Consider the following 25412-nt stretch of genomic DNA (forward strand, 5'->3'; position numbering starts at 1 on the left):
ATATGTACTCTGACATAAAGAGACCGGTCAGATGGTTCGGGCGAATAGTTGGAACGCGGTAAGGCTGTTTCAGGGGTGGAGACCCCATAACTTCATACAGACGGGGAGGTGAGAGAGAGTATGAAGCAGTACCTCTCTGCTGTTGAGCGGGCATTAGCCGGTGGGACGTACAAGCCGAATCGGACGGGTGTCGATACGATCAGCCGATTCAACGTTGGCTACCAGATAGACCTCGAGGAGGGATTCCCGCTTCTCACGACGAAGAAGATGGATGGGTTTCGATGGCGGTCGATGATCCATGAGCTGCTCTGGTACCTCTCTGGCGAGGCCCACATCAGAGAGCTTCGCGAGAAAACCGGGATCTGGAATGAGTGGGCAGATGAAGACGGCAAACTCGACACGGCGTACGGTCGGTTCTGGCGGCGGTATCCTGTCCCGGAGCTCGAACAGCAACTACCGGGTGAATCGTGGCCCGATGACGCCCACCGCTGGGTGTCGACCGAAACGCAGGATGGTGAGACAGTGCGGACCTTCGATCAGTTTCAGTACGTACTGGACACGCTGCGGGAATCACCGCACTCTCGGCGACTGGTCGTCAGTGCGTGGCACCCGTCGAACGCGGCAGTATCGACGCTCCCTCCGTGCCACTACACCTTCGTCTTCAACGTCCAGGGCGATCGACTCAACCTCCATCTCACGCAGCGGTCTGGGGATATCGCTCTGGGGATCCCGTTCAACATCGCGGCGTACGCGCTACTCCTGAAGATCATCGCTCAGCGGACCGGCTTCGAGGTCGGCGAGTTCGGCCACACGATCGTCGACGCCCACGTCTATTGTGGGGCCGGCGAACGCGGAGCGTGGTACGATGAAAATCTCGAGGCTCTCCAAGACCGCCTCGCGGCTGTCGATAAAGCCGACGGGTACCTCCAGGTCCGCGAGTGGGTCGAAGAGAACGCACCGGAGGAAGCAGAGGGAGACGACCAACTAGATCACGTGCCGGGGCTTCTCACCCAGCTGTCTCGGACGCCGACGTCGAGACCGAGCGTGTCCGTTCGCGATGTTCCCCTCGATGAGCTCACGTTCGACGATATCGAGCTTCACGACTACGAATCCGAGTCGGGACTGTCGTTCGGAGTTGCTGAATAACAGAGGGTCGATGTTGCGGCGGTTCTGCGTTAGACTGACGGGATGAGCGGGGTCGCTGCTGATTCTGTGAGGCGAATCATGGGTTCAACGGTGCTGGGTTCGAACAGGAGCGCCGGGGTCGCGACGATGGGGATGAGATTGGGGGCGAAGAAGTTCACAACACCCAGTCCTACTAGAGCAACCAATCCCAGCATCGTGAGATACACGGCGATATCGATCAAACCACTGAGGATCGAGAGACCGACAGTGAGGATAGCGACCACCGCGATCGCGGTGAGGTACCATGACTGCGTGATGGTGCCGATCGCTCCATCAATAATCCCAAGCACGACCACCGCTTCTGCGCTCGTCATATGCCCAGTCCTGCGGGGCAGTACATAGCAATTCCGCTCAGATTGACCGCGACACTTATTATTAAGGTATGTGAAGCGGCTGTTGTGGTTACCCTAGCCGGACACTCTGGCCTGCCCCAGACTGGTTCGGGTGGCCCCTCGAGTCGAATAGCAACATTGTGTTTGTCATGGCCGGCCCACTCGTCATGGGCCGGTAGCCTCCTCGCCTGTGGAGAATCTCTGAAAGCCAGTGAAGCCAACAATGCCTCAACAGAACCACACCCGGCGTAGTATTGCGATTACCGAGCCCCCCAGTCCACGCTCTGGTCGTTGTGAGCTGGCCGCCGTCTCCCCGGAGGTGGCCGGGTGGTAACGGGGTGATCTAGATGCTGTCTCGATGGGCAATTGGTGACGCCTACTGAGTCGGCGAAACGGTTCCCCCTAGTCCTGCCTTTTGCTGTGTCCTGAATTTCCTCGTCTAGTCAGTGGTCGCGATACTCATAGTGGGGCGTTGAGTTCCCAACATGGCAGCGGGGCACTCCCCGGTACGGATCTTGTCAATCGTTGGGCGTCTCACGTTGTAATAATTGACAAGACAGTGCTGTCGCATCCGAAGCGACACAATCTCCATAAACGCCACACTTAACAATTGGTTCGGCAACCGTGTAGTTGGCATGAAAGAATCCGCCGCCGCAGGTCGCGACCGTCGTGTTGTTGAGGATGGTGCTATGGTTGTTTCGAACCGGGTGTCGCCCGATGTTTCCGAGGAGGTTATCGATGGTCTGCTCGACGAGGGTGTCGTTGGTCTGGTCGATTACGGAACCGGGCCGTCGCTCGATCCCGAGGCGCTTTCCGTGGACAACGCTACCGGACGGGGCTCGCTGAACGACCTCCTTGAGTTCTCTCGCGTGGGCGGGTACCTGGTCGCTCACAAAGATGGGCTCGATCGGATCGTCTCTGGCCGGGCGCGACCGGGCTCGCTTCGCTTCGAGAGGATCGAAATGTCGGATGGCTCCGAGAAGGTGCTCAAATGCGTCCAACTCGACGCCTACGCTGAAATCGGCGAAGATGAACTGGACGGGATCCACCAGATCTCCGGGAGGGAAGGGCTATCGCGACACACGTTCACCGATCTGAATGATGAAGATGAAATCGAGCAGGTGGTTGCCGCTGTGACGATGCTGGAACGCGAAGGACGGCTCGTGTACCGATAACGGAGGATCGAGGATCCGATTTTTGCCGAGTCGTCACCCGCTGATCCGACCTGTGGTATAAAGATTCGAGGCCTCACTTGCGGTGATACCCTTAGAATACAGCCGAAGGTCGTCAATATACCCGTTCCACCAGTCGTTATTCCCGTCGCCCCGACATCCAATTCCAAGAGCATCCGGGTTCGTTGTGATGGTTCCAGTCAAGGGTTGTGAGCCTACCTCGACGCCATTTTTGAAGAGCCTCTGGATAGTTCCATCCCACGTGCCTATCCAGTGGGTCCAGACACGGAGCGGTATTCGTTCGGGCGAGTCCAGAGTAGAGTGTTCCCCATCTATGTACACCCGGAACGCCATTGAGTCGTCGCCGTCTACGAATTGATCCTTGACGAGCCCGTACGACTCTACTGTTTGGCCGTCAGTCCGCTTCGTGATGATGCGGCTATTTTCATCGTCCCGACCATCGAGATATGACCAGGTCGAGATGGTAATCGAATTCGTAAACTGGAGCTCTGGTGCGTTCGGGACTACAACGCGGTCTGTGCTCCCATTGAAGATTTTCGCGTATCCTCCAGTAGGGGCTGAGGTGTAGCCCGAACTGGTGTAGTCGGATCCGTGGTTTGTCCCCCACGAGTCTGAGAGGTCCTGTTCGAAATTCCATCGTGCTACTCCACTCTCCGGTGGGTCCATCTGAGACACGAGGGCTCCGTCGACGATCTCCACGTTGGTTCGCTCCCCAGCTTGCCAGTCCAGTTCTCCACTCCAAGAGACGTTCTGGTTGGTCCTCCGATCGCTCACAAAACGGGAGGAGTTAGTCATAAAGCGCGACGGACGCATCCGCATTCATCGCATTGGGGCCATACCGTGTCGTCGGAGCGTGGTAGCCCTTGATGAACAGCACCCAGTCGGTCCCAGCGGTTACAGTACCTGTAACACTTGTCGATTTCGTCGTCCCGGATGACGTGGAGCCGCCGAAGGTCACACTGGTTGAGAGGGTGTCCGTGGTTAAGCCATCAGCATCCTTCATCCGCAGGCCCATCTCGACTTTTACGCTCTCATCACCATTGTGCCCACCATTCTGTGTGACCTCCATTTCGACCCTGAACTCACTACTCGTCGGTGCGGCCTCCTCAATAGACCACTCATCCTCGTAGGAAGTCCGAGTTATGTCTGCCCAGGCGTGAGAGATTCCGTCTGTTGGAACCTCGCTCGTTTCGATCACCGGGACCCTTCCGACGAGTTCGCCGTTTCCGATGTCGATGTTCGAGCTCTCACCGGCATTCCAATCTTCATCGTCGCTCCAAGAGGAACGCGAAGGGTCGCGAGAGTCGCTAATGAAATACGGCACGTCGCTCATACTACTGCTCTCTTCGCATGATAGCATAAATGACCCGGTGAGGTGGCCGAACCACCGGATCAGTCGAGAAGGACTTACCGAGAGCCGATGAGGAGGTCGTTGAGACTGTCCCCGAGGCGTTTCGTCCCACTGCTTAGCCCGTCCGACGTGTCCTGTTCTTCGGTGAGCTCTCCTGGGAGAACATCCTCGACGTCGACGTCGACTCCCGAGACCCCTCCACTGTCGGGTGTGGTGTCTGAGTGTTCAGATGGCAGCTGGAGGAGGTCCTCGGAGACGCGGTCGATCGTGTACTCCTCGAAGACGAAGTAGTCGGGTCCGTTCGAATCGGCGAAGGCAGCAGTAGTAACCGTCCCACGCACCTCGTACGTCCCCGGCGCGTCCGGGATAGATAACGCATCGTCGACGCCGGTCAACCTAAACGGGCGATCCTTGAACGGTCGGTCAACAGCAAGATCGCCGTTCAAAGACCTGAGAACGCGGACTCTTACGCGATCGCCTTTCTCCGGGGGCGTTTGTCCGTCGAGTAGCGTGTGGCCCATATCGCAGGTAAGTTGACCCGTGTATATCAACGTGGCTCTGATCGGCCAGTTAGATTGGTCAGAATCGTGTTGGTGGTTGTCACCCCCAACACCTTCTTATGGAGATACCATCTGAGGACGGAGTGATGACTGAAACCACCGACCGCAGCGACATGCCAAGCCCCGACCACACGGAAGAGGAGACGGCAGAAGACCTTCGCGAGCGCGTCGAGGTCCTAGAAACCCAAAACCGGGAGATGGAGAACAAACTCCTGGACGCGGCCGCTGAGAAGAACCGGGCCGAACAGCAGCTCGACCGAGTGACGCGCGAGAATACGAAGCTCAAGAAGTCGCCGCTGTTCATCGCGACGGTTCAGGAACTCACCGAAGATGAGGTGATTGTCAAGCAGCACGGGAACAACCAGGAAGCTCTCACGGACGTGACCGAGGAGATGCTGGAGGATCTCGAGGCCGGCGACCGGGTGACGGTGAACAACAACCTCGCGGTGACTGGGAAGTTGGACAAAGAGACCGACGCCCGCGCACAGGTGATGCAGGTCGAGGAGTCCCCGAGCGTGTCCTACGCGGACATCGGCGGTATCGACGAGCAGATCGAAGAGGTCCGCGAAACCATCGAGATGCCGTTGGAGAGTCCAGAGGTGTTCGACTCGGTCGGGATCGACCCGCCGAGTGGCGTGCTTCTCCACGGTCCGCCGGGGACGGGGAAGACGATGCTCGCGAAGGCGGTCGCAAACGAGACCGACGCGACGTTCATCCGGATGGCTGCCTCCGAGCTCGTCCACAAGTTCATCGGCGAGGGCTCCAAACTCGTCCGCGACCTCTTCGAGGTTGCGCGAGAGAACGGGCCGTCGGTGCTGTTCATCGACGAGATCGACGCGATCGCCTCCAAACGGACTGATTCGAAGACGTCGGGAGATGCGGAAGTCCAGCGGACGCTCATACAGCTGCTCGCGGAGTTGGACGGGTTCGATGATCGCGGTGATGTCCGGATCATTGCCGCGACGAACCGCCTCGACATGCTCGACGACGCGATCCTCCGTCCCGGTCGGTTCGACCGGCTGATGGAGGTCCCGGCTGCCGGCGAAGAAGGACGCGAGGATATCTTCGATATCCACACGCGAGAGATGAACGTCGACGACGACGTCGACACGAGCGAACTCGCCACGGCCGTCGGCTCCATCACTGGCGCAGAGATCCGGGCGGTTTGTACGGAGGCCGGAATGAACGCGATCCGCGACGGTCGTGAAACGGTGGAGATGTGCGACTTCCGTGATGCGTACGCGGAGCTGGACGACGGCGAGGAAGAGACGGTCGCGATGAGCGGCCCGACGGCCTTCGCGTAGGGACACGCGGTTCTACTTTGTCGGTTCTGTCTCCCCCACACCGTTTTTCCAGTGTTCTTGCCTCACCGTACACGCCGGTTTTCGAGTGTTCTCTTCGATTAGTCGGTAACCCTCCCACACCGTTTTTCCAGTGTTCTCACGATATCGTGTGGATTCTCTAAATGAAGCGAACGGTGGTCTGATCCCGATCTCACAAGGACAACATCTCTGTCGTATCGATTACCCTCCCACACCGTTTTTCCAGTGTTCTCAAACAAAGGGCATCTCCTACTGTATACTACTCACTAAAGAACTACATTATATATTTTATTGTATAGGTAATATAATAATAGAGAGATAGACAGACGTGGCGGGTATTGTCTGTGTAGAGTTTCCTTAAGATCGTCTTATTTATAACAGGAGACGGGATGTCTTCGACTCGTCCGAAAACCGCGATACGACGAAGAACATTGGAAAAACGGTGTGGGGGTGTGGGTGATCGGCCCCTGAACTGGACGGGGGCACGGACGACTCGAGGAAGAACACTGGAAAACCGCAGGGGGAGGGTTACCCCTCCGCGCCTGGTCTAATGCGAATCGTGACCCAGTCGATGTCGTTCATCGTATCAAACGCCTCTTTCACGGTCTCTTTAGACAGATCCTCAGAGAACTGGTACTCATTATACCGGCCTCCTTTCCTCCCCTCATTATTTGTGAGTTCTTCAACGAACCCGAACATACTCAGCCGGCTTAGATGGTTATGGAATCCACGCAGTGTCAGTGGCTCTGTGTTCGTCCCTTCCGCGAATTTCTGATACGCTTCGTGGAATGTTTTGGTTCGGATCGGTGTCTTCCCGAGACGTTCGGCTTCGGCTAGAGCGCCGAGGGCTATCAGCTTGTGGCTGTCTTGATGAGTGATTGATGAGACCATGTCTCCCTGCTGGAGGTCTTCATGCGCCTCGCGGATGTACGTATCTTTGAGCTCAGTCGCTCCTTGATCCTCGGCGATCTCGGCGGCTCGTTTTATGATATCGATTGCTTTTCGAGCACTTCCAGAGGAATCTCGACGGGCTAAGGCCGAGGCCAGCCTGAGATTCTCTTCAGAATACGATCCATCGACGAGCCCCACTTCACATCTGGCTGCGAGAATATCTCCCAGCTCCTGGGCCTCATACGCCGGGAACCTGATTTCGCGTTCGCACAACGTGTCCTGAACCTTCGGAGAGAGGTTTTTCCGAAACGTGTAGTCGTTGCTGATCCCGATCACGCCTATCCGGGCGTTGTGGATGTCTCCGTTTGAACGGGACCGAGGCAGTTCATAGAGTATGGTGTCATCACTTCCGATGGCATCAACCTCGTCAAGGATGACGAGGAACGTCCCGCCAACACGGTCGATCTCCTCATAGAGCATATTGTAGACCGCCTGTGGGGCGTATCCTGTTGTGGCGATCTTATCTTCCTGATGCCTCATCTCGTTCACCATTGCGATCGCGACCTGGTAGGATGAATTGGTGTCGCTCTTCGTCGGCAGATTCTGGCAGTTCAACTGGATGATGGTGAGGTCGACGTCGTCCTCTTCGGAGACTTCGTGAGGGAGAGCAACGGTGTCGCTTACAATTGAGAATTCGTTCGCGACGAGGGTGTGGTCGTCCTTCTGCTCTTTGATGTCCGAGATGAGCTGATCGGTGAGCCGCTTTGTCACTGCCGTCTTACCGACGCCCGTGTCGCCGTAGAGGAAGGCGTTCTTCGGAGGGCGACCTTTGTAGATGGGCCTGAGCACTTTCACGTACTCATCCATCATCTCGTCTCGGCAGAGAATCTCGTCTGGAGTATAATCCTCCTCAAACACCTCCGCGTCCTCGATGATTTCTGATTTCGAGTCGAATACGGAATCGGTCATGCGAGATTCGTGAACCCCACTCGACTTAGTTGTTTCCACTGTTTCTAACGTTTCTAATGCTAGTGGAACGTTCTGAGAGCCAGTTGGGATATATCAATTATTCACAACGAGAACGGCTCGTGGCACGGTGGTGGGTAGTACAATGGATTCGTTGAGAACACTGGAAAAACGGTGTGTCCCTATCAGCAGGCGGAATCGGGGAGTAGATCGCAGTCCGCCTCTCTAGAGGCTGTATTAGCTGAACTATAGCAAAGAACACTGGAAAAACGGTGTGGGGGGTCAATGAATAATGGATGGCTTGAAGAACAGACGAAATCTGGGGAGGGGGTCAATGAATAATGGAAGCGGTCAAGAACACTGGAAAAACGGTGTAGGGGGGTCCGTGAATAATGGACGGAGGAAAGAACACTGGAAAAACGGTGTGGTTGCTCTGTGACCCGTTGACACGATAAACACTGGAAAAACGGTGTGTCGAGAAGCAAAGAACACTGGAAAAACGGTGTGGGGGGTCCGTGAATAATGGACGGAGGAAAGAACACTAGAAAAACGGTGTGTCCTCAGAGGTAGAGTGGTGGTTCGAGTGGACTAGAATATCTCTTCGGCGTGGAGTTCTCCATCTTTGACCTCGCCCCGCACGGTGACTTGTTGACCGAGTCGGAGGTCCTCGTCAGTCACGACAGTGTGCTGCTCATCGTTGGCTTCGAGGGTGGCAGTATCTCCGGTTCCGAGTATGGTCCCGGTGACTTCGATTGTCTCCCCGTCTTCGTCCGTGTCTTCGTCGGCATCGTTTGCTACCGACTCGTTGTTGTCGTACTCGTTTAGTCCAGTGGCCTGAGAGTTCTCCTCCGTCGGTGCCTCAGTTTCTCGTTTCGGGATGTCGGCCGCCTTACGGATGATGGTGATACTAGAGTTCCAGTTGGCCGATCCTTCGGTGCCGCCCTCGAACCCTTCCTGTATCGAGAGGTCGGCTAAGAGTAGTTCGTCCCCATGCTCAACGTCTCTGTCAGCCTTGTCACCCCAGAGAGCGACTCGGAGCGACCCGGTGCCGTCCTCGACGACGATATTGCGGACCGAGCCCTCTGATCCATCGTCGCGAGTGAAGCTGTCCTTGTCGTAAGCATCGCTGACTGTCCCGGCGATCGTCACGACCCCGTCGTCGATGTTCTTGATGTCGGTCGTGTTCGGGCGGTACTCGATGATCTCGTCTACCTCTTCAACAGTAGACCAGCTCCCGGCGTGGAGTTCGAGCTTCTCATCTCGCTCGCGAACGTTCACGTTGGAGACTTTGACCGCTTCGCTAACCTCGAAGTCGTCGACGACCTCTGCTTTGTCGTCCCACAGTGCGACTTGGATGCGTCCGGTCTCGTCTCCGAGGATGAGGTTTGCGACCTGACCGGTCGATCCATCGTCGCGGTCGAACGTCTTCAGAGGAGTGGTGTCGAGGAGCAGTCCCGTCACGTCGATGCCGGAGAGGTCGGTGTGGAGATCATCGATCTGGTAGGTGTCGAACGTTCGAATGTCGATCCCGTCATCGGACACACGCTCGATATCTTTCACACTGACTTCGAGACCGCGATAGCCGTCCTTCGGGTATCCCTTGACTTCGAGGACTTCACCGGCCTCGAGGTTCTGCGCTGCTGCCTTGGCCATCCCGTCCCACAACGCGAGCGTGACGTGTCCGGTCTCGTCCCCCACTTCAACGTTACAGACCTGTCCCTGGGAAGAGTCTCCGTCTTCCTCTTCGCGTTCGAAGGTCCGGAGCTGGCCGACTGATGTGACCTTCGCCGTGAATTCGGCGCTGTCCATCGCCGTCGTGAGGCTCTCGATGCTCTCGACTTTCCCCTGATCGAAGTCCTGAGAGACGAGGATGGCGGCGGCGTGTTCGTCGACGAGGCCGCTCATTTCGTCTACCTTGTTCTCGACCAGTTCCTCGAACTCACTGAAGGGGATTTCCGTGTTGAGTTCATCGAATACGTCTCTAACACCACTCATACTAATACTCACTCTGGACTCACCCGGTGGCTAAAAACATACTCCTCAAACCCCCCACCCACCCCCGAAATAGCATATAGTGATATGCCATATACGGCAAAGACGGATCGTCCGTCAGTTACAGAGACAGACTCCTCCTTCCCGAATCTGGTTCACGCTGAACTCGTGGACTGCGAGAGCAAGTTCGGCCATTGCGTCTGCCTGCTCTTCTGTCGGTCTCCCGCCTCCGTAGTAGCTCTCTGTTCGGTTATCGCTATACAGATCCTCCATGTCTTCTGCCGTTTCTTGGGTGAACAGACCAATCTCGTGTGCGCGTCTGTAGCTGAACTCGTGATCTTGGAAGTCCTCAAGATCATCGTCCGACATCGCGAGCGCGTACGCTTCGATGGATCTCTCTATGGTTCCAAAGCTCACCTCGATGATCGCTGTGTAGTAGTCTCCCTCCGTCTGAAGGGTGTTTGTCACCTCAATAAGCCGGCACGCTTTCGTCAGCTGGGTCTTCCAGTCCTCGTCGGCACTAATCCCGTCCTCGAACTCTGCTCGACCACGGCCTATCAGCTCGAAGGCGTCTTGTGCCCGTTCTAGGGCATCGAGGATGTCACCTGGGTCAGACCGCTCACTCATCGCTACCACCCTCCTCGAGAAGGAGCTTTTCGACCGTCTCAAACTGGTTAGTGCTGTAGATCGGGATACCTGAAACGACAATTTCCCGGATGTCGTCGGTATACGTGGGAATCGCTTGGACCGCTTCAACGTCGATGTCGTAAGCATACCTGTTGCCGTCGAACTCGGCGTCTTCGAGGTCGCGACCAACAGCGTTCGCCTCCCGCTGGTTTGGGGCTCGTTCGTTCGTCGTGAGCACCCAGAGGTCGATGTCGCTGCGCCGATCGGCTTCGCCACGCGCCACGCTTCCGTACAGGACGATCCCGATGACGCCGTTGAGACGGCCAGTGAGTTCGTCGACGGCGGCCTTCACGGGCTTGTGGAACTCTGGTTGCGGTATTCGGAGGATCGGGTCGTCCGGCACAGCAAGTCGCTCTCGGTTGATCTGAACGAGCCGCTGGTTGTTATCAGGATGTTCAACCACTAATCCGTTCTTGACGAGGGTGTTGACCGCTCTCCGAACCGTCTGTTGGGAATGGCCAATCTGGTCAGCCACCTCGCGCTGTGAGAACTGCTTGAATCGGTGGTTCGTTAAAAATAGCAAGATGTCGTTCGTTGCCTTGCTTTTGAATAAATCCGCGTCTGAGGCGGGTATTGGAACGGATATGGACACACCCTGTTCGGGGCTCGATTCCGTCTCATGGCTCATGTGCCATGCTACGGCTCACTACTATATAAAGTTTATATGAAAACGCGGGCTGTACTTATAATCTATCGAACCCCGGCTATCCGTCGATGTCTTCGATCGCCTCGGCAGCGGCATCGCCGAGCTCGCCTGCTTCGATGTGCGAGTACCGTTTCCGAACCATCTCCTCGGAGTTGTCTAGATATCGAGCAGCGACCGTGTAGCCGAATGCTCTCACGAGGACTTCTCCCATCCCCCGACGCCCCCGTGTGGCGCGAGATACTCGTGTTTTGAATCTTCGACGTCTACGCCGCTGTCCTTAGTGACCCGTTTCAGCGTACCGCGAGCGCCGTCGGTTGAGATCGAGGGGACGCGGATGTTCTTTGAGAGAGCGAGGAAGATGTCGTAGTCACTTTCCTTACGGAGAGTGGAGATCTCTTCCTCGTCGAGCCCTCTATTCGCCAATTCCTCTTTGACGTGCTTTGAGACAGTCGCGAAGTGGAGAGTTGGAAACACCGCCCACTGGTCAGAGGGAGGATCGAGACGCCGTTTGTAGAGCCGCAGTGGTTCGATTACGGGATCAGGGAGGCTCGCGCTGTCCCATGACTGCTTCTTCCGATAGACGTCGATACTTCCGTCGCTGAGGCTAACGTCCTCCCAGCGGACTCCTCGACGGCGAGGGTCACTCCCATCACGGACTAACTCACCAATGCGAATCGCCGTGTAGGCGACGAGATACACAAGTGCGCGATCGCGAGCTGCTCGAAGAGCATCGTAGCGGGCGCGAGCTTTCGCATCGGGATCATCGGCTGGGATTTCTGAAAGCTGCTCTATTGAAAATAGATGAAGGCGTGGGGATTAGCTGATCTCAACGCGGTTTGCTCAGTAGTATTCTCAACATCGTGTTCAGATTAGCTGATTCCATGCGAAGCTGAACGATCTGAGCCAGTCGTCGGCGGTTTCTGCTTCGGCGTTGCTGAAACAGTTTGAGAAAAAGATAGTTCTACGTTTTATTTCTCTAAAGACACGTCCAACGGCATTTCGATTTCCATGTTGTTCGTATCTAAAATCGAAGCTATGGCGTTGACACGCATCTTGTAACGAGTGCGACCCATCGACGAGAAACACGGCGTCGGAGACATCGTGTTTCTTGGAGAGTTCTGTCAAAAATGAATGAGCGAGAACCTTTGTTGTCGTCGGTTCAAGCTTTGTATGGAGTAATTCGTTTGTTTCAGGATCGACAGCGGCATACAGCCAATATTGCTCATCGTTGAGTTGGATCACGGTCTCGTCAACAGCAACGTGATCCGGACACCGCCCAGCTTCGGGCTGTAGATCGGCTTTGTGAACCCAGTTGTGGACGGTTGATCGAGCATGTTCGACACCGAATCTCTCAAGAATAGAAACGGTATTCGAAAGTGATAGCCCAGCGAGATGGAGCTGAATACCGAGCTTCATCAGCAATCTCGGTGTCGCCTCTCGTTCCACAAAACCTAATTCGATCTGGTCGATACTACCGCCGAGGCGTGTGTTTTCGGGCATGAACCACTCAGAAAACACACCGCCTCACTCTTCATACTTATCTGAACACGAGGATTCTCAACGGGGTTAGTTTAAATATACCAAATCTAAGATGACTATATCGATCACCGCTGAAACTTGTTGGAAAGCGTCGCCACTCCCAGATAATTCCCTGTCTTTTCCGGTTCAAAATCGAGCTATCCCGCTTCTGTACCGCATTTTCAATAGAGCACTGAAATCCTCTCGCTCGCCTCGTAGACGGCGTCGTCAACGTACTGGGTGAGAGCGTGTCGCTGGTCGGATGTCCACGCTTGTTGATCACCGGGTCTCCCGCCGTCGTCCTCGGGTAACGGCGCTATCGCACCCGCCCGCTGCGCGAAGTGCGTATTGTAGCGTGTCATAGAATAGTCCGCATGTCCGTCTACGTATCCGAAGTCAACAGCTCTAAGATCATACTGCTACTGGTCACTGACCCGCTGGTCTGTTTGTGAGAATGCCTCGGTCGCCATATCGGCGCGTTCGGCCGCCTCGATGTGCTGGTACGCCTCGCGGACCTGCTCCTCGCTGTTGTCGAGATACCGCGCTGCGGCGGCGTAGCCGAACTGTCGAACGAGGACCTCGCCGACGCCTCGACGCCCACCGTGGAGTTCGAGGTAATCGCCATCGAGTGAGAGGTCCAGCTCGTCGCGACGCTCTACAAGTGTGTCGTGGGTCCAGAGCCGTTCCATGATCGACCGCGCACCATCGGTGGTGAGCGGCTTCGGCGCGTCAAGGTCGTGTTCGGCTGCGACGATCAGGTCGGGAGCGCCTGCCCGGACGCGCTCGATCGCGTCGTCGTCGAGACCGGCATCGGCAAGGCCCTCGGTAACGTGTGAGGCGAGCGACGGCCGATGGAGCGTCGTGAACACTGGCCACGAGTCTGGGACATCCAGTACCTCCGCGTATCGCTTCAGCGGCGCAATGACGGGTTCGGGCAGAGAGGCCTCCTTCCACTCGCGACTCTTTCGGAACACGGTGACGCTGCTGTCCGCGAACGACACGTCACGCCACTGGATGCCGTTGCGGCCCTCACGGTCCTCCTTCGGCGCGGAGAGGAACTCCGAGCCGCGCAGGCCCGTATAGGCCACGACGTACACGAGCGCCTGTTCACGACACCGCTGGTACGCTGTGAATCGGGCTTTCTGCTTGGCCTGCCATACCTCGCTTTCGGGGTCGCCCCGGTCGGCGTGGGGGACTTCGATCGTACCGAGCGCGTCGAACGCTTCAGAGACGCGGTGGTCGACGAACTGCGTGATCAAATCGCGGTGGATCGGCTCCCAGGCCTGCTGGTCGCCTGGACGTCGGCCGTCGTTCTCGGGAAGCGGGTCCTCAGCATCTGATTCACGGGCGTAGTGGCGCGGGAGATACCCCTGCGCGTGTGCCCACCCGCACCACGACGCGACGTGTGCGTAGTAGGTGAGCACCGTTCCGGCGGCGTACCCGGCGGTCGAGAGGTACCGCGCGTAGTCCGAGAACACCGTCGTGTCGAGGTCCGCGAACCGGACGGTGCCGGCGTCGACGACGCCGGCCCACGACGCCGCCGGCGACGCGTTCGCTGAGTCAGCGGTCTTGCCGAGACACCAGCGTCGGAATCGATGTAGCTCGCGCTCGGCGTCGGTTCGGTACGCGCCCTCCTCGCCGGCGTCACCCTTCCCCTTGTCCGTGAGGTACTTCGTGAACGTGTCCTCGATCGGCGTCTCGACGGAGCGGCGGCCCGTCATTGGGCCTCCGGAGTGTGGGGGTTGTGCCGTCGGAACACCGCTGTAGACGCGGCGATCCGGCTGGAGCGACTGTCTTGGGAAGCGCCGGCCATAGTTCTGAATCTGCCTCGTTTGGGGCCACGGGTGGGGGTGACTTAGAGTTTACTCTGTCTTACTCAACTAAGACAAAGTAAAATTGAATTTCGAATTTACTCGAGTGTGAGCTCAGATCGCCCGGATGCAGGTGATAGAGTACCTGTACTCGGGTTGACGGAGATAGTATATCAAATACCGCTATATCAATTTAGTCGGTGTGGAAGTTCACGTTTTCGGGATCTCGATTTCTACCAACCACAAGCTCGCTGATACGTTGTTTGTGCAGCGGTACCGTTCGACGAGAAAGCTATGTCTCCACTAGAGAGACAAAATAGTCGATTAAGCGACTAATGTGACGACTTGAAATCTCTCGCCGCCGCTCTCGGAACTACGATGAGCTCGAAACGGATGACGGCAGTCGATGACGACGCCCCCGCGCTCGCGGGGGCGATCGTCTATCACGCTGGAGAAGTCTGTAAATCAGTGGATCATCTCTGGCGTGTTCTCGGCGAGGTCTCGATTCCGATTAGTGGACTCACCGACGACCGCCAGCAACACAAGGTCGCAAACGGCACTGAACCGATGGCTCGGGTGTATCTCTATCAGAAGATCTACGATCTCGCCCAGAGCGAGGTCGCAGATCGTCTCAAAACTCGGCCATCACTCCTGAAGACGCTTGATCTGGACAAGGCACCAAGCCAGCAGTCGCTCTCGTACGCGTGGAAGCAGTTCAGCGAACAGACCAAACTGACGCTCAACGCCGCAGCGACAGGTATCGCACGGGAGGCTGTTGACCGTGGCGTTATCATGGAAGCACGAGTTCCGATCATCCCGGATGAAGACGATATCGACGAAGACGGTGACGAACCGACAGTAACACGCGAGCACGTCCGAGAGCACGGGAGCAAGATCGTCGAACTCGCTCGAAGGCACGCCTTCGGCGAGTTCGACTCCCATCGAGCCGACAATCGAGTCTACGAGGACGAACAGATCCTCGATCTGTTCGCCTCGACGTGTCTCACTCAGGGGAGCGCCCATTCAGAGGGCGAAGCCGGCTGGTTTCTCGACGAGAACGACACCTGTGACGACTCGACGTTTCTCCGTGTGATCAAGCAGTTCGCGATGCTGGCTGATCAGGAGGTCTCTGTCTCACTCCAAGATCAACAGATCGAGGATATCGTCGCGTTTACCGAGGTATTTCGCGAGTATCTCATGGATACATTCGATACTGCTACCGAGAACATCCTACAGACGATCCGCTACGAAAATCCATTCGACGACCGCCACGTCGTGGCGGCCGTCGATTTTACCCATGTTCCGTACCACGTCTGGCCGTGGATCGACAAGGACGAACAGATCTCAAAGTCGACGTACCCGCCGATGGTCAGCGGGTACGTCGACGACGGTGAATTGAAGCATGGATACACGTTCGCGACGATCACGATCGTCGGGAACGACGTTCCGATCATCCTCGGGATTGAGGGCGTCAAAGAACACTCCGAGTGGGAACCAGCTGACGCCCCAGCCGACTCGAAAGCAGACGTCGTTGAGCGTCTGCTTTCGAGAGCCCAGCAGTACGTCGATCTCGACGAGATTCTGCTGGATCGCGGCTTCTACGCGAAGGAGGTCCGTGCTGAAATTAACGGTCGTGGTCTGCTGTACACGATGCCAGTGCCAAAATACGAGCCAGATTACCGGTCGATCAAGAAAATCAAGAGCAAAGAGGGGGTTGATAGAGCTGTCAATCACGACGTCCCCGTCGGAATCGACGGTGACGTCGATCACACTGCCGAATACCTGTACGAGCCAGCGACCAGTGACGATGCTGATGGAGCGTACGCCGTGTTCGTGACCAATCGCGATCACGTCGATCCCGACGAGATCGCTCACGTCACCAACAGCTACAGCCGTCGCTGGGACATCGAGAACCAGTACAAGTCGGTGAAAGCCTACCTCCCGAAGACTTCCTCAACGGACTACCGAGTGCGGTTGTTCAACTTCACGTTCGCGGCGTTATTGTACAACCTGTGGCGTCTCACCGACTTTCTAGTGAAAGTCGACATGGAGCGAGAGATCAGGTCGCCGCCAGTCGTGACCGCCAGGACATTCGTCCGGGCGGTCGGACACTCTCTCCGAGAAGTCGGATGAGAAGGTGATGCTGCAGTTGTCGCTCGCCTGCGGCAAGCCGCAGGACTCGCGGTCTGAGCACGATGTTGGCCGTTCTCTCCTAATCTGACCATCTTCACTCACCTGCTAGCCATCGACGCATAGGATTTCGGTGAGAACATCTCAATCTCCGTCTGATTCGACCGTTATTCGTTTGTAGACGCTCCATATCCCGAAAACGTGGAAGTTGAGACTACAGCGGGTTTAGCGGGTGTGAGATGCGTGATTTCGACTGAATCGGTACACGGATACCGGTTGAGCGATGCCTCTGAAGCGTTTTCGTGTCGGTCATCATACTATTTCGGGAAATGACGGAGTATCACGAGAGCGCTGCCGCTCACGAGTCGGGGCACCCTCTGAGTCTTAGATGGTCGCTACCCGATCCCTGTCTCCTGCCGGAGCAGTGTCAACGTGTTCTGCGCCGTTACGACGGGTTCACGATCGTATACACCACCCTTCTCACACTGAAACAGCATGTCGATCCCCCGCCAGATCGAGTACAGGAGACACGCAAACGCGAAATAGAAAAATCGCAGCACGAAATCTTTCGACGTTGTCGCTGCCATGAACCGCTTGATCGACTTGTAGCCGCGCTCGATGTCCCAGCGTTTCCCATATTCTGTGAGCGCACTGGGATCGCCGTTAGTCATGAACACGGCGTACTGCCCGTAATCCGTCCGGTCTGAGTTCTTCTTTCGACGGTACTGGAGCGTCGTCTCGTGCCACTCGTTGTTGCCCAGATGGAGTTTGCGGTCGGTAACGTAGCGGTCTTGGTCGCGCTGAAGCAGTCGTTTGGCCTGAGCTTTCTCGCTGGTGTGCATCCGCTTTGGTACGACATACGTGACTCCCCGGTCGGCTATCGCTTCGAGAATCTGCTGGCTGTCGAACTCCCGGTCCATGAACACGCGGTCAACGTCGACGAGCTCCATTGCTGAGTCGAGGAGGTCTTCGACGATCTCTAAGCGGGTATCACCCTTCCGGATGGGACGTGCGTCGAGAACCAGTGGGACAGAATCACCGACGAGCTGGACGGTTGCCCACTGATAGGCGTACTCGGCGGTCTTCTCTTTCGTGCCGATGATCTCGTCTTCGTGGCCCGCCCGGTCACCAGTGAACGGGTCGGCTTCCGTCGTGTCGATGGCGATACAACTACGCTGGTACAGGCTTCGCATCTGGGCCGTCCGATTGATGAGTCGCTGGGTAGCCTCGCGATACATCTCACGGATGCGCTCGATAGATAGCGATCGTATCTGATCTCGATGATTATGACCGAGAGGCGTCCGCTCGCGTGTCGTGTCGTAGCGGAAGCTGCGAGCGCCCTCATTGGCAGCGAGGTTCTCTTGAAGGCCGAGATACGTTTGAAGGTTCCAAAACGCGTTCTCGTGGATAGCACAGCCATTCGCACGGTCGAGCGAAAACGCCGGGTAGACGAGGTGGCTGACGTGAGTCGTGAGCTGTTGTTTGCGCTCGAACGTAGATGGGCCGGTCGTCTCGTCGTCATCGGTCTGACGACGCGGAATTGTACGCGGCGGGGTCCGTGGAACCGAGACCCCACCGTCGGACGCCTTGATGAGGATCGTCCGCGCGGCAGTTTCGATACACTCGCGGAGGTCGGAGGTGAACCGATAGTGCCAACTCCGCCAGAGCGTCGACTGGTCGGGGACAGTTTCGAACCCGAGGCGACGGCGGAGAGAGGGTCGGTCTTCCAGATACGAGCAGAGTGCCGTTTCGTGGTCCCACCCGTAGAGTTCCTTGAGGAGAAAGCCACGGAATAGCGCCTCCATCTCGTAGGTCGTGCTCCCAGCGTAGCGATCGTGAGCGTCGAATTTGACGTAAGCCAGCGGCCAGTGAGCGACGAACGCTTCGATAGAGTCGTGGGCGTCGTGGTCGAACCAGACGGCCGCGAGGACCCGGACATCTTCAGCAAGGCCGGCTGTCGAACTCCGGTCGTAGAGTGGCGTCGCACGATAGGCTGGCCAGTCGTAGTAGGACGTCTGAGCGATGCGACGGTACACGGCACGCCGAGAGGATCGTGTCGGTGCCATCGGACAGGGGTACTATAACCGACGACAAAAGCTACTTTGGTGAATCACCCACTCGACAGTGCTCAATACAGAGGAGTCACAGAACGCTCAGTACAGATCCTCCACCTACCGGAGTCGGCCTCGGACTCCTCGCACGTTCGGCCCCGAACAAGTAGCACAACGCGTGCTATGGTAACTGATAACTTATGAATATTATTAACGTCACATCAGCATACTTATACAGACTGTAGACGAATATTGATTATGTCTCTCAGTATTGTCCTTTTTGTAGGGCTTGTTGCGGCGGTTTTCGTTGGGTTCAATATTGGCGGATCCTCTACCGGAATCGCGTGGGGACCGGCAGTCGGCGCACGTATCCTCTCGAAGACGGCGGCCGGCGCGTTGATGACGTTCTTCGTATTTCTCGGCGGGATAACGGTCGGACGAAATGTAATGGACACGCTCGCCGGGGATATTATTTCGATCCCGATCACGCTTGAAGCCGGTGTCGGCGTGCTGTTTTTCATCGGTCTCGGCATTCTCATCGCGAACGTCTTCGGCGTGCCAGTCCCGACCTCGATGACGACGGTCGCGTCCATCGCCGGGCTCGGACTCGCGACTGGAACACTCAATTACGAGACGATCGGCTCCATCGTCTCGTGGTGGATCGTCACGCCAATCATCGGCTTCTGGATCGGTGCGATAATCGGACGGTACGTATATCCGGAACTCGACCGACGGTACGCGATAGAGGTCTCCGACGGACCGCTTCTCAGCCTCGATCGAAGCGGTCGGATTCCACGCCCCACATACGGACCGAATACGGATCGACGAGAGTTCGTAAGTACGGTAGCCGTGTTGATAATCGGCTGTTATATGGCGTTTAGTGCGGGTGCGAGTAACGTCCCGAACGCAGTCGCGCCGCTCGTGAGTAGTAACGCGATCGGTGAGGTGAACGCGATCGCTCTTGCGACGGTCGCGATAGGAATCGGCGGGTTCACAATCGCCCGTCGGACTATGGAGTCGGTCGGAACCGAACTGAGCGATATCCCGCTTTTGGCCGCGCTCATCGTGATGTCGACCGCTGCCACGATTACGACCGCTCTCTCGGCCGCAGGAATCCCAATCAGCCTTGTGATGGCGATGGTAATGACGATCGTCGGGCTTGGATGGGGTCGAGCAACCCGACCCGTTACAGCCCGGGACGCGTTGGGGGGTCAGACACAAAACCCGATTGCTACTGGTGCTATCACCGCGGACAACGGGGACACTGCGAGACCCATCGGCCAACCGGAGTCGAGAAAGGCCCTCAATACCGGGAACCTGTTCAACCCGCGAGCAATCCTGAAGTACGTCTCGATGTGGATCCTCGGTCCGTCGGTAGCTTTGGCCCTGTCGTATGCGTTCTTCGTCGTGGTGCCGTTCGCCGGATGAGCCTCGTCACTGGTGACCCCATGTCGATATCTCTGGGTACAATCGGGACACTACCGAACCACCGATCACCCGGTTTCATGATTATCCGATGCGTAGATGCCCTGTGACATTTCGTGTACTGGTGCCGATGGACGACTCGGAGATGGCGGAGCGCGCGCTCCGGTACGCGCTTAAGACACACTCGGACGCCGAGATCACCGTGCTCCACGTCGTCGGTGGGCCGTCGTCGATGATGGGTCGTGCGACCGGAATCGCTCTCGCCGACGATCCTCAAGCGGCGGCACAGGAACAAGCGAATGACCTATTAGACCGCGCTCACGAGATCGCCGCCGAGTCCGACAGCGAGATCGAGACAATTGTCAGGGTCGGTCACCCGGCCCGAGCGGTGATAAACATGAGCGATGAATTCGACGCGGTCGTCATCGGGAGCCACGGCGGCAGCCTCGCGGACCGGCTACTCGTCGGCAACGTCGCGGAGAAGATCGTTCGGCGATCGGTAGCGCCGGTGACCGTAGTTAGGTAGCTCATTGTCACGTTCTTGACTTTCGGTACTGTCTCCAGGCCCAGTTGCTTACAGAGTGCTGAACGACACTTGGGGTACTCGATCAGTGCTGTCTCATGCTCCAACCTGGGAGTTCTTTCAGGACAAACACGCGAAAGAAGGTGTCCATCTCGCAGTGGGTCGCCCCCGTGTAGCGATCGTGCGTGTCGAATTCGAAATATGCCAGCGGGAGTGAACAGATGAATTCCTCAACCGAGTTGTGACTCTCATGTCTGGACCACGTCTCCGAGATAGTTCGGACATCAGATTCCAGTCCGACAAGCGACGTTCGATTGTATAGCGGCGTCGAATCATATGCCGGCCACTCGACGTATGATAGGTGGGCGATTCGTCGAAAAACTGTTCGCTGAGATTCGCGGGTTGGGGGATTGGTTCAGTCGAAACTCGTTCCGCTCACAACACAGCTGAATGCCTGCGAAAGAATGGCTGGAACCAGATACTGGGCGTAGTTTCCTGATCGCTCATCTTCATGGTAAATCCTCCTTTCGCGCATTCCGAACCGTCAACACCGGTTGATCACCGTTCCGAACAACACTCGTCGCAACACTCCCCATCACGAACCGGTCAAGTCCCGGATGCCGAAGTCACCGGGGAAACCCCTCAGGTAGAAGGGGAACAGTCCGTATGAGACTGGAAACTAGTGAATTCAGACTAGTCAACTGTGAGGTTGTTTCGCCATTAATTAAGTCGTTTGTCTTAGCACCGCTAACCGGTGAGATCGGTATATTAAATTCTTATAGGTTATGAGTAGCCACTAAGATCATTTTATATACTTTGAGATATAATATGTATTGTTCAAGTCGACCGACCGCGTTACTGCTCACGACGAACCCGGCCTCGCCGTCGGCTCACTGTACCCACGCGCTCTCGGAGCGGGTTAACGCCGCGCTGTACGTCGTGTATGGCCCGACTCGAACGAACGACAGCCTCGTCGAAACGTACGGAACGGAGCCGCGCTCGCTCGCGTCCGTGCCCCCCTCGGTCGACGACTGGTCGAACTGGACTGCTTCGTCGATCGAGTCCGCCGATTAGGGGTTCCAACCGTCGCAACCTGGGAAACTGAGCAACCACTTGGTGCCCTGCTCCCTCGATCTGCTCGAGCGATTCGCTCCCGATTTCGTTGTACTCAACGACGATACCGGATCACCGACCGTCTTTCGGCGGACAAACAACAGCTGAGAGATCCGCCTCCTGCGACCGCCTGACCGATCCACAACCATGCCCGACTTGCTCCCGACACGAGCTGTAACCCCCAAATCATTATGACACGAACCACACCCGAACTCAACCCGAATCGACTCGCACTCGTCTGTGCGCTGTGTAGCGTCCTTATGGCCGGCCTCGCGTGGGTAGCGGGCAAAGTTGGAGGAATCGAGATCGGCGGAGAGGGCGCTATCATACTGGGAACACTGTTCTTCGTTCTCACGTATCTTAACGTCGCCATTGGGCTCCTCTACGTAGAATCGATCCGAGATACGGCGCGGGTGTTCCGGCGATTCGACGAGATCGATGCCGATCGAGACACGTCACCCATGTACAACGACGGAGGGGAGAACCGATGAATATTGGCCTCGAAATGGAGTACTGGGTCGTTGACGAGGAGGGGCGGCTCTCAACCTCCAGCGAACTGCTCGACACACACGAGTGCGTAACGAACGAGTTCGTCGACTCACTCATCGAGATACAACTCCCTCCTGTCGAGTCGGCCTCACAGCTGGAAACGGTGCTCGGCGACGTTCTCTCGACGGTGGTCGAGACCGCAGCTAAGCACGACAGACAACTGGTTCCACTCGGCACGCCGCTTACCGAACACGATCTCCCGATCATCACTGATCGTGGCCGAGTGCTCGAACAGCTCTACGGCGATGACCTCATCTATGCGAAGAACTGCGCAGGGACCCACGTCCATTTCGACAAGGGGCATACCCTCCGACAGTTGAACCTGTTGACCGCCCTCGATCCAGTGCTGGCACTCGTCAGTTCATCGCCGTACTACGGCCGAAAGCGCGTCGCATCGTCGTCGCGGTCACTGATGTACAGACATCAATCGGACGCTGTGCTCGAACGATATCGGGGTCTGTGGGCGTACGCCGACTCGCTCGACAGTTGGAATACACGAGTTACCGAAGCCCACGACTTGTTCAAGCAGATCGCCCTCAACCGAGGGATCGACCCGGAGACAGTCGACCGGCACTTCCACCCTGAAAACACGGTGTTGACGCCTGTTCGGCTGCGGAAACGTACTCCGACCGTCGAATGGCGCGCACCTGATGTGGCTCTGCCATCACAGATCGTCGACCTCGTTCGGGATGTCCATCAGGTTCTGTTGACCACCGAGACGCACCCCGTGGTCGTCGGAATTCCCGGTCGTCGCTCGAACGAGATCGGAATTCCGTCGTTCGCCGAGTTGCGCGGTCTCACTGCTGCTGCGATCGTTGATGGCCTTGACTCCGATCGAGTCTGTCACTACCTCTCGAAGATGGGGTTCAATCCGTCAGCATACACGCCCATCAGTAGTCGGATACGCGGACCGTACGAGATCTCGCCGGAAACCGCCCGTGAGATACGACTACAGTACGCGACCGAACTGAATAACGATCTGTGAGGTCGACCACGTGGCTGTAGTAGTCTGCTGTGTTGAATAGCGATCTTATCTACCGATATCATCGGTTTAGAAGGGTGAAGCCGAGGAAATCGAATCTGACATGGAAATCGACATCCTCGACTTCATCGAGCAGTGTCGTCACCTAGCTAAACAAGCGTTGGGGAAGCACGCGGGCGAGCCCGCCAGCGGCGGGTTCGCCCGCTGGGTCCACGTTGTTCTTCACTGTTTTCGGGTCGAAGAGACCCACAGCTACCGTGAAACGCCGAATCGGCTGAAGTACATGGACGAAGTTCGTGACGCTCTCGGCTTAGATCGGGGCGATCTCCCCGATCACACGACGATCTACAAGTCGTTTGATCGGCTGAAAATGTGGGTGTGGCGGGCGCTGCTGCGCGTTTCTGCGCAGCAGCACCCGCAGTCCGGTCACGCTGCGCTCGACAGCACGTTTTTCGACCGCCGCCGTGCGTCCTCGTACTTCCGCCAGCGGGCAGGACGGACGATACAGACGCTGAAGGTGACGACATTGACCGATGTGGAATCGCTTGCTGTTCTCGATGTCCACATCAACGCACGGTGGAAGCACGATACGAAGACCGGACCGCAGGTCGTCCGCCGAAACGCGGACGACCTGCGGTCCGTCGCCGCCGATAATGGCTTCCAAGACTGGCATACCGAGTACGAAATCGCCGCACACGGCGTTGAGTATCTTGTTCACTATCGCGGTTCGTCAGCGAAAGCAGCCGCGAACAACGCGCTCAATCGAGCAAATGGCTACGCTCAGCGGTGGATGGCCGAAACATCCTACTCAACAACAAAGCGCTCGCTCGGCGATGCCGTGCGAGCGCTGAGCTGGTATCGGCAGTTCCGTGAAATTGTCCTCATGTTCGCCATCAGCAACATAGAACCGCTGTGTGAACCGCTGTAACCGTGACTCAGCATCTATTCAACACAGCATAGTAGTCGACTATCTAAGCTATCGGAAACTAGCAGTGGTGTCAAAACCCACACTCATTGATTAAGCGTGCCCCGAACGGTCAAAACCGGTTGGTTGGCGTTTCGCATGACGCTCGTCGCAACGCTTCCCATCACGAATCGGTCGAGTCCGGACCGTCCATGCGTTCCAAGAACGACGAGATCTACACCCTGACTGGTCGCGTACTCACTGATCTCACGCTCTGGTTTTCCCCCACGAGTAACCGGAACGAGATTGACATCTGCCTGCGCAGCGTGGGCTCGAGCCGCTTGAAGCACTGACTCACTTTCCCGTTCGAGAAGGTCACGTAGGGCCCCGGAATTCCCGAAGCGGCTCTCTATCACGTAGAGTCCGTGCACCCTCGCATCGAACGCGTTCGCGAGGGAAAACGCATACGTGCTCGCGTGTTGGGCGCTTTCACTCCCATCGATAGCAACGAGGATATCCTGAATCTCCGGAGCGGTCTCCTCTTCTTGTGATCGGACCGTAAGGACGGGGATCGACGCATTCTGAGCCACTTGCTCGGCAATAGACTCGCGTAAGAACCGAACGAGGCGTCCACGAGAGTGCGCACCCAGGACAACTAGATCAACATCATTCGCGTCACTATAGTCGAGAATTGCTTCGGTCGGGTGACCACTCGTTATCGACGTTCGCACCGCAATGTTATCGGCTTCGCATGCCGCAACGACGGTCTCAAGTGTCGATTCGGCGGTCGTTCTCAGTTCTGAGTCGAGTTGTTCCGAAACAGACCCATCCCCGTCGTCATCACTGAGGCCCCCGTTTTCGAGTACGAATAGCGCGTGTATCTCCGCATCGAACGCGTTCGCAAATACTTGCGCGTATTGCTGTGCACGCTGACTCGTATCGCTGTCGTCTACGGGCAGCAGTATTTGATCGAACATATGTTCCTCTTAGATCCCCCAGAAGAAGGCTATTCCGAGGGTGGTGACTACTGAGAGTAGCAGTTGGAGCGGTGCACCGACTTTGAAGAAGTCTGCGAACGTGTAGCCGCCGGGGCCGTACACGAACAGATTCGTCTGGTAGCCGATGGGCGTCAGAAACGCCGTGGAGGCGGCGAAGGTCACTGCGAGCACGAACGCGAACGGGTTCGTACCGATTTGTGCTGCCGACGCGGCCGCGACCGGGATCATCAACACGACGCTGGCGTTGTTCGAGATGACGCTCGTGATGAGACCCGTCGCGATG

At 56.9% G+C, this 25412-nt stretch carries 22 protein-coding genes and 3 pseudogenes; 9 read left to right on the forward strand and 16 right to left on the reverse strand.

Annotation, left to right across the window (positions count from 1 at the left end):
• Positions 1–120 precede the first annotated feature (120 nt).
• Positions 121–1146: a thymidylate synthase gene (gene thyA, locus BN903_RS02070; RefSeq protein WP_048076112.1), complete on the forward strand. Its 1026-nt coding sequence runs from the start codon at positions 121–123 to the stop codon at positions 1144–1146.
• A gap of 29 nt (positions 1147–1175) precedes the next feature.
• On the opposite strand, the gene BN903_RS02075 is transcribed toward thyA, so the two are convergent.
• Positions 1176–1499, reverse strand: a complete 324-nt coding sequence (locus BN903_RS02075) for a hypothetical protein (protein ID WP_048076113.1) — start codon at positions 1497–1499, stop codon at positions 1176–1178.
• 653 nt (positions 1500–2152) lie between these two features.
• On the opposite strand from BN903_RS02075, the gene BN903_RS02080 reads away from it, so the two are divergent.
• Positions 2153–2692, forward strand: a complete 540-nt coding sequence (locus BN903_RS02080) for a hypothetical protein (protein WP_154018009.1) — start codon at positions 2153–2155, stop codon at positions 2690–2692.
• 33 nt (positions 2693–2725) lie between these two features.
• Here BN903_RS02080 and BN903_RS02085 read toward each other — a convergent pair whose 3' ends face one another.
• From BN903_RS02085 to BN903_RS02095, 3 genes are all read right to left on the reverse strand, one after another.
• Complete coding sequence (locus tag BN903_RS02085; RefSeq protein ID WP_195155681.1) at positions 2726–3505, reverse strand: LamG domain-containing protein; 780 nt, start codon at positions 3503–3505, stop codon at positions 2726–2728.
• A complete protein-coding gene (locus BN903_RS02090) occupies positions 3498–4043 on the reverse strand; it encodes a hypothetical protein (RefSeq protein ID WP_048076116.1) in 546 nt (181 codons plus the stop codon). The genes BN903_RS02085 and BN903_RS02090 overlap by 8 nt, the downstream gene beginning before the upstream one ends.
• Positions 4044–4117: 74 nt before the next feature.
• Positions 4118–4582, reverse strand: coding sequence for a hypothetical protein (locus BN903_RS02095; RefSeq protein WP_154018010.1), 465 nt, complete (start codon positions 4580–4582; stop codon positions 4118–4120).
• Positions 4583–4707: 125 nt separating this feature from the next.
• Between BN903_RS02095 and BN903_RS02100 the strand changes: the two genes are divergently transcribed.
• Entirely contained in the window at positions 4708–5925 is a 1218-nt protein-coding gene (locus tag BN903_RS02100; RefSeq protein ID WP_048076118.1) for a proteasome-activating nucleotidase, read from the forward strand.
• A 546-nt stretch (positions 5926–6471) separates the two neighbouring features.
• Here BN903_RS02100 and BN903_RS02105 read toward each other — a convergent pair.
• The 8 genes and pseudogenes from BN903_RS02105 to BN903_RS02135 all read right to left on the reverse strand — a co-directional run bounded on the left by BN903_RS02105 (position 6472) and on the right by BN903_RS02135 (position 14364).
• Positions 6472–7803, reverse strand: coding sequence for a Cdc6/Cdc18 family protein (locus BN903_RS02105; protein ID WP_048076119.1), 1332 nt, complete (start codon positions 7801–7803; stop codon positions 6472–6474).
• 585 nt (positions 7804–8388) lie between these two features.
• Positions 8389–9795, reverse strand: a complete 1407-nt coding sequence (locus tag BN903_RS02110) for an OB-fold nucleic acid binding domain-containing protein (protein ID WP_048076120.1) — start codon at positions 9793–9795, stop codon at positions 8389–8391.
• A gap of 114 nt (positions 9796–9909) precedes the next feature.
• Positions 9910–10419: a DNA-binding protein gene (locus BN903_RS02115; RefSeq protein ID WP_195155682.1), complete on the reverse strand. Its 510-nt coding sequence runs from the start codon at positions 10417–10419 to the stop codon at positions 9910–9912.
• Positions 10412–11107, reverse strand: a complete 696-nt coding sequence (locus BN903_RS02120; protein ID WP_048076121.1) for a nucleotidyltransferase domain-containing protein — start codon at positions 11105–11107, stop codon at positions 10412–10414. Before BN903_RS02120 ends, BN903_RS02115 begins: the two co-directional genes overlap by 8 nt.
• Positions 11108–11183: 76 nt before the next feature.
• Positions 11184–11920, reverse strand: a pseudogene (locus tag BN903_RS02125) (site-specific integrase); the annotation flags it as partial.
• A 69-nt stretch (positions 11921–11989) separates the two neighbouring features.
• The gene (locus BN903_RS15445) at positions 11990–12625 is read right to left on the reverse strand and encodes an IS6 family transposase (RefSeq protein ID WP_079890540.1); all 636 of its coding nucleotides are present in this window, start codon (positions 12623–12625) and stop codon (positions 11990–11992) included.
• Between the two features lie 206 nt (positions 12626–12831).
• Positions 12832–12987: pseudogene (locus BN903_RS02130) on the reverse strand (site-specific integrase); the annotation flags it as partial.
• A 75-nt stretch (positions 12988–13062) separates the two neighbouring features.
• Positions 13063–14364 (reverse strand): site-specific recombinase, encoded by a 1302-nt coding sequence (locus BN903_RS02135; RefSeq protein WP_048076123.1) that lies wholly within the window; start codon positions 14362–14364, stop codon positions 13063–13065.
• Positions 14365–14847: 483 nt separating this feature from the next.
• Between BN903_RS02135 and BN903_RS02140 the strand changes: the two genes are divergently transcribed.
• The gene (locus BN903_RS02140) at positions 14848–16587 is read left to right on the forward strand and encodes a transposase (RefSeq protein ID WP_079890551.1); all 1740 of its coding nucleotides are present in this window, start codon (positions 14848–14850) and stop codon (positions 16585–16587) included.
• A 392-nt stretch (positions 16588–16979) separates the two neighbouring features.
• On the opposite strand, the gene BN903_RS02145 is transcribed toward BN903_RS02140, so the two are convergent.
• Entirely contained in the window at positions 16980–18650 is a 1671-nt protein-coding gene (locus tag BN903_RS02145) for a transposase (RefSeq protein WP_048076124.1), read from the reverse strand.
• A gap of 243 nt (positions 18651–18893) precedes the next feature.
• Here BN903_RS02145 and BN903_RS02150 point away from each other — a divergent pair, with 243 nt between their 5' ends.
• Positions 18894–20063 (forward strand): inorganic phosphate transporter, encoded by a 1170-nt coding sequence (locus tag BN903_RS02150; protein ID WP_048076125.1) that lies wholly within the window; start codon positions 18894–18896, stop codon positions 20061–20063.
• 103 nt (positions 20064–20166) lie between these two features.
• Positions 20167–20586, forward strand: coding sequence for a universal stress protein (locus BN903_RS02155; protein ID WP_154018012.1), 420 nt, complete (start codon positions 20167–20169; stop codon positions 20584–20586).
• 506 nt (positions 20587–21092) lie between these two features.
• On the opposite strand, the pseudogene BN903_RS18495 reads toward BN903_RS02155, so the two are convergent.
• Positions 21093–21191 (reverse strand): annotated as a pseudogene (locus tag BN903_RS18495) (universal stress protein); the annotation flags it as partial.
• A gap of 696 nt (positions 21192–21887) precedes the next feature.
• On the opposite strand from BN903_RS18495, the gene BN903_RS02165 reads away from it, so the two are divergent.
• The 3 genes from BN903_RS02165 to BN903_RS02175 all read left to right on the forward strand — a co-directional run bounded on the left by BN903_RS02165 (position 21888) and on the right by BN903_RS02175 (position 24155).
• Positions 21888–22187 carry a hypothetical protein gene (locus BN903_RS02165; RefSeq protein ID WP_048076128.1) on the forward strand — a complete coding sequence of 100 codons (300 nt, stop codon included), beginning with the start codon at positions 21888–21890 and terminating at the stop codon, positions 22185–22187.
• Complete coding sequence (locus BN903_RS02170; RefSeq protein ID WP_052334903.1) at positions 22184–23230, forward strand: glutamate-cysteine ligase family protein; 1047 nt, start codon at positions 22184–22186, stop codon at positions 23228–23230. Before BN903_RS02165 ends, BN903_RS02170 begins: the two co-directional genes overlap by 4 nt.
• 100 nt (positions 23231–23330) lie before the next feature.
• Positions 23331–24155: an IS5 family transposase gene (locus tag BN903_RS02175; RefSeq protein WP_048076130.1), complete on the forward strand. Its 825-nt coding sequence runs from the start codon at positions 23331–23333 to the stop codon at positions 24153–24155.
• An 83-nt stretch (positions 24156–24238) separates the two neighbouring features.
• Here BN903_RS02175 and BN903_RS02180 read toward each other — a convergent pair whose 3' ends face one another.
• Complete coding sequence (locus BN903_RS02180; protein WP_048076131.1) at positions 24239–25108, reverse strand: universal stress protein; 870 nt, start codon at positions 25106–25108, stop codon at positions 24239–24241.
• Between the two features lie 9 nt (positions 25109–25117).
• Positions 25118–25412: SLC13 family permease (locus BN903_RS02185; RefSeq protein WP_048076132.1), on the reverse strand; the 295-nt coding region annotated here is incomplete at its 5' end.

This window comes from Halorubrum sp. AJ67 (assembly GCF_000513435.1).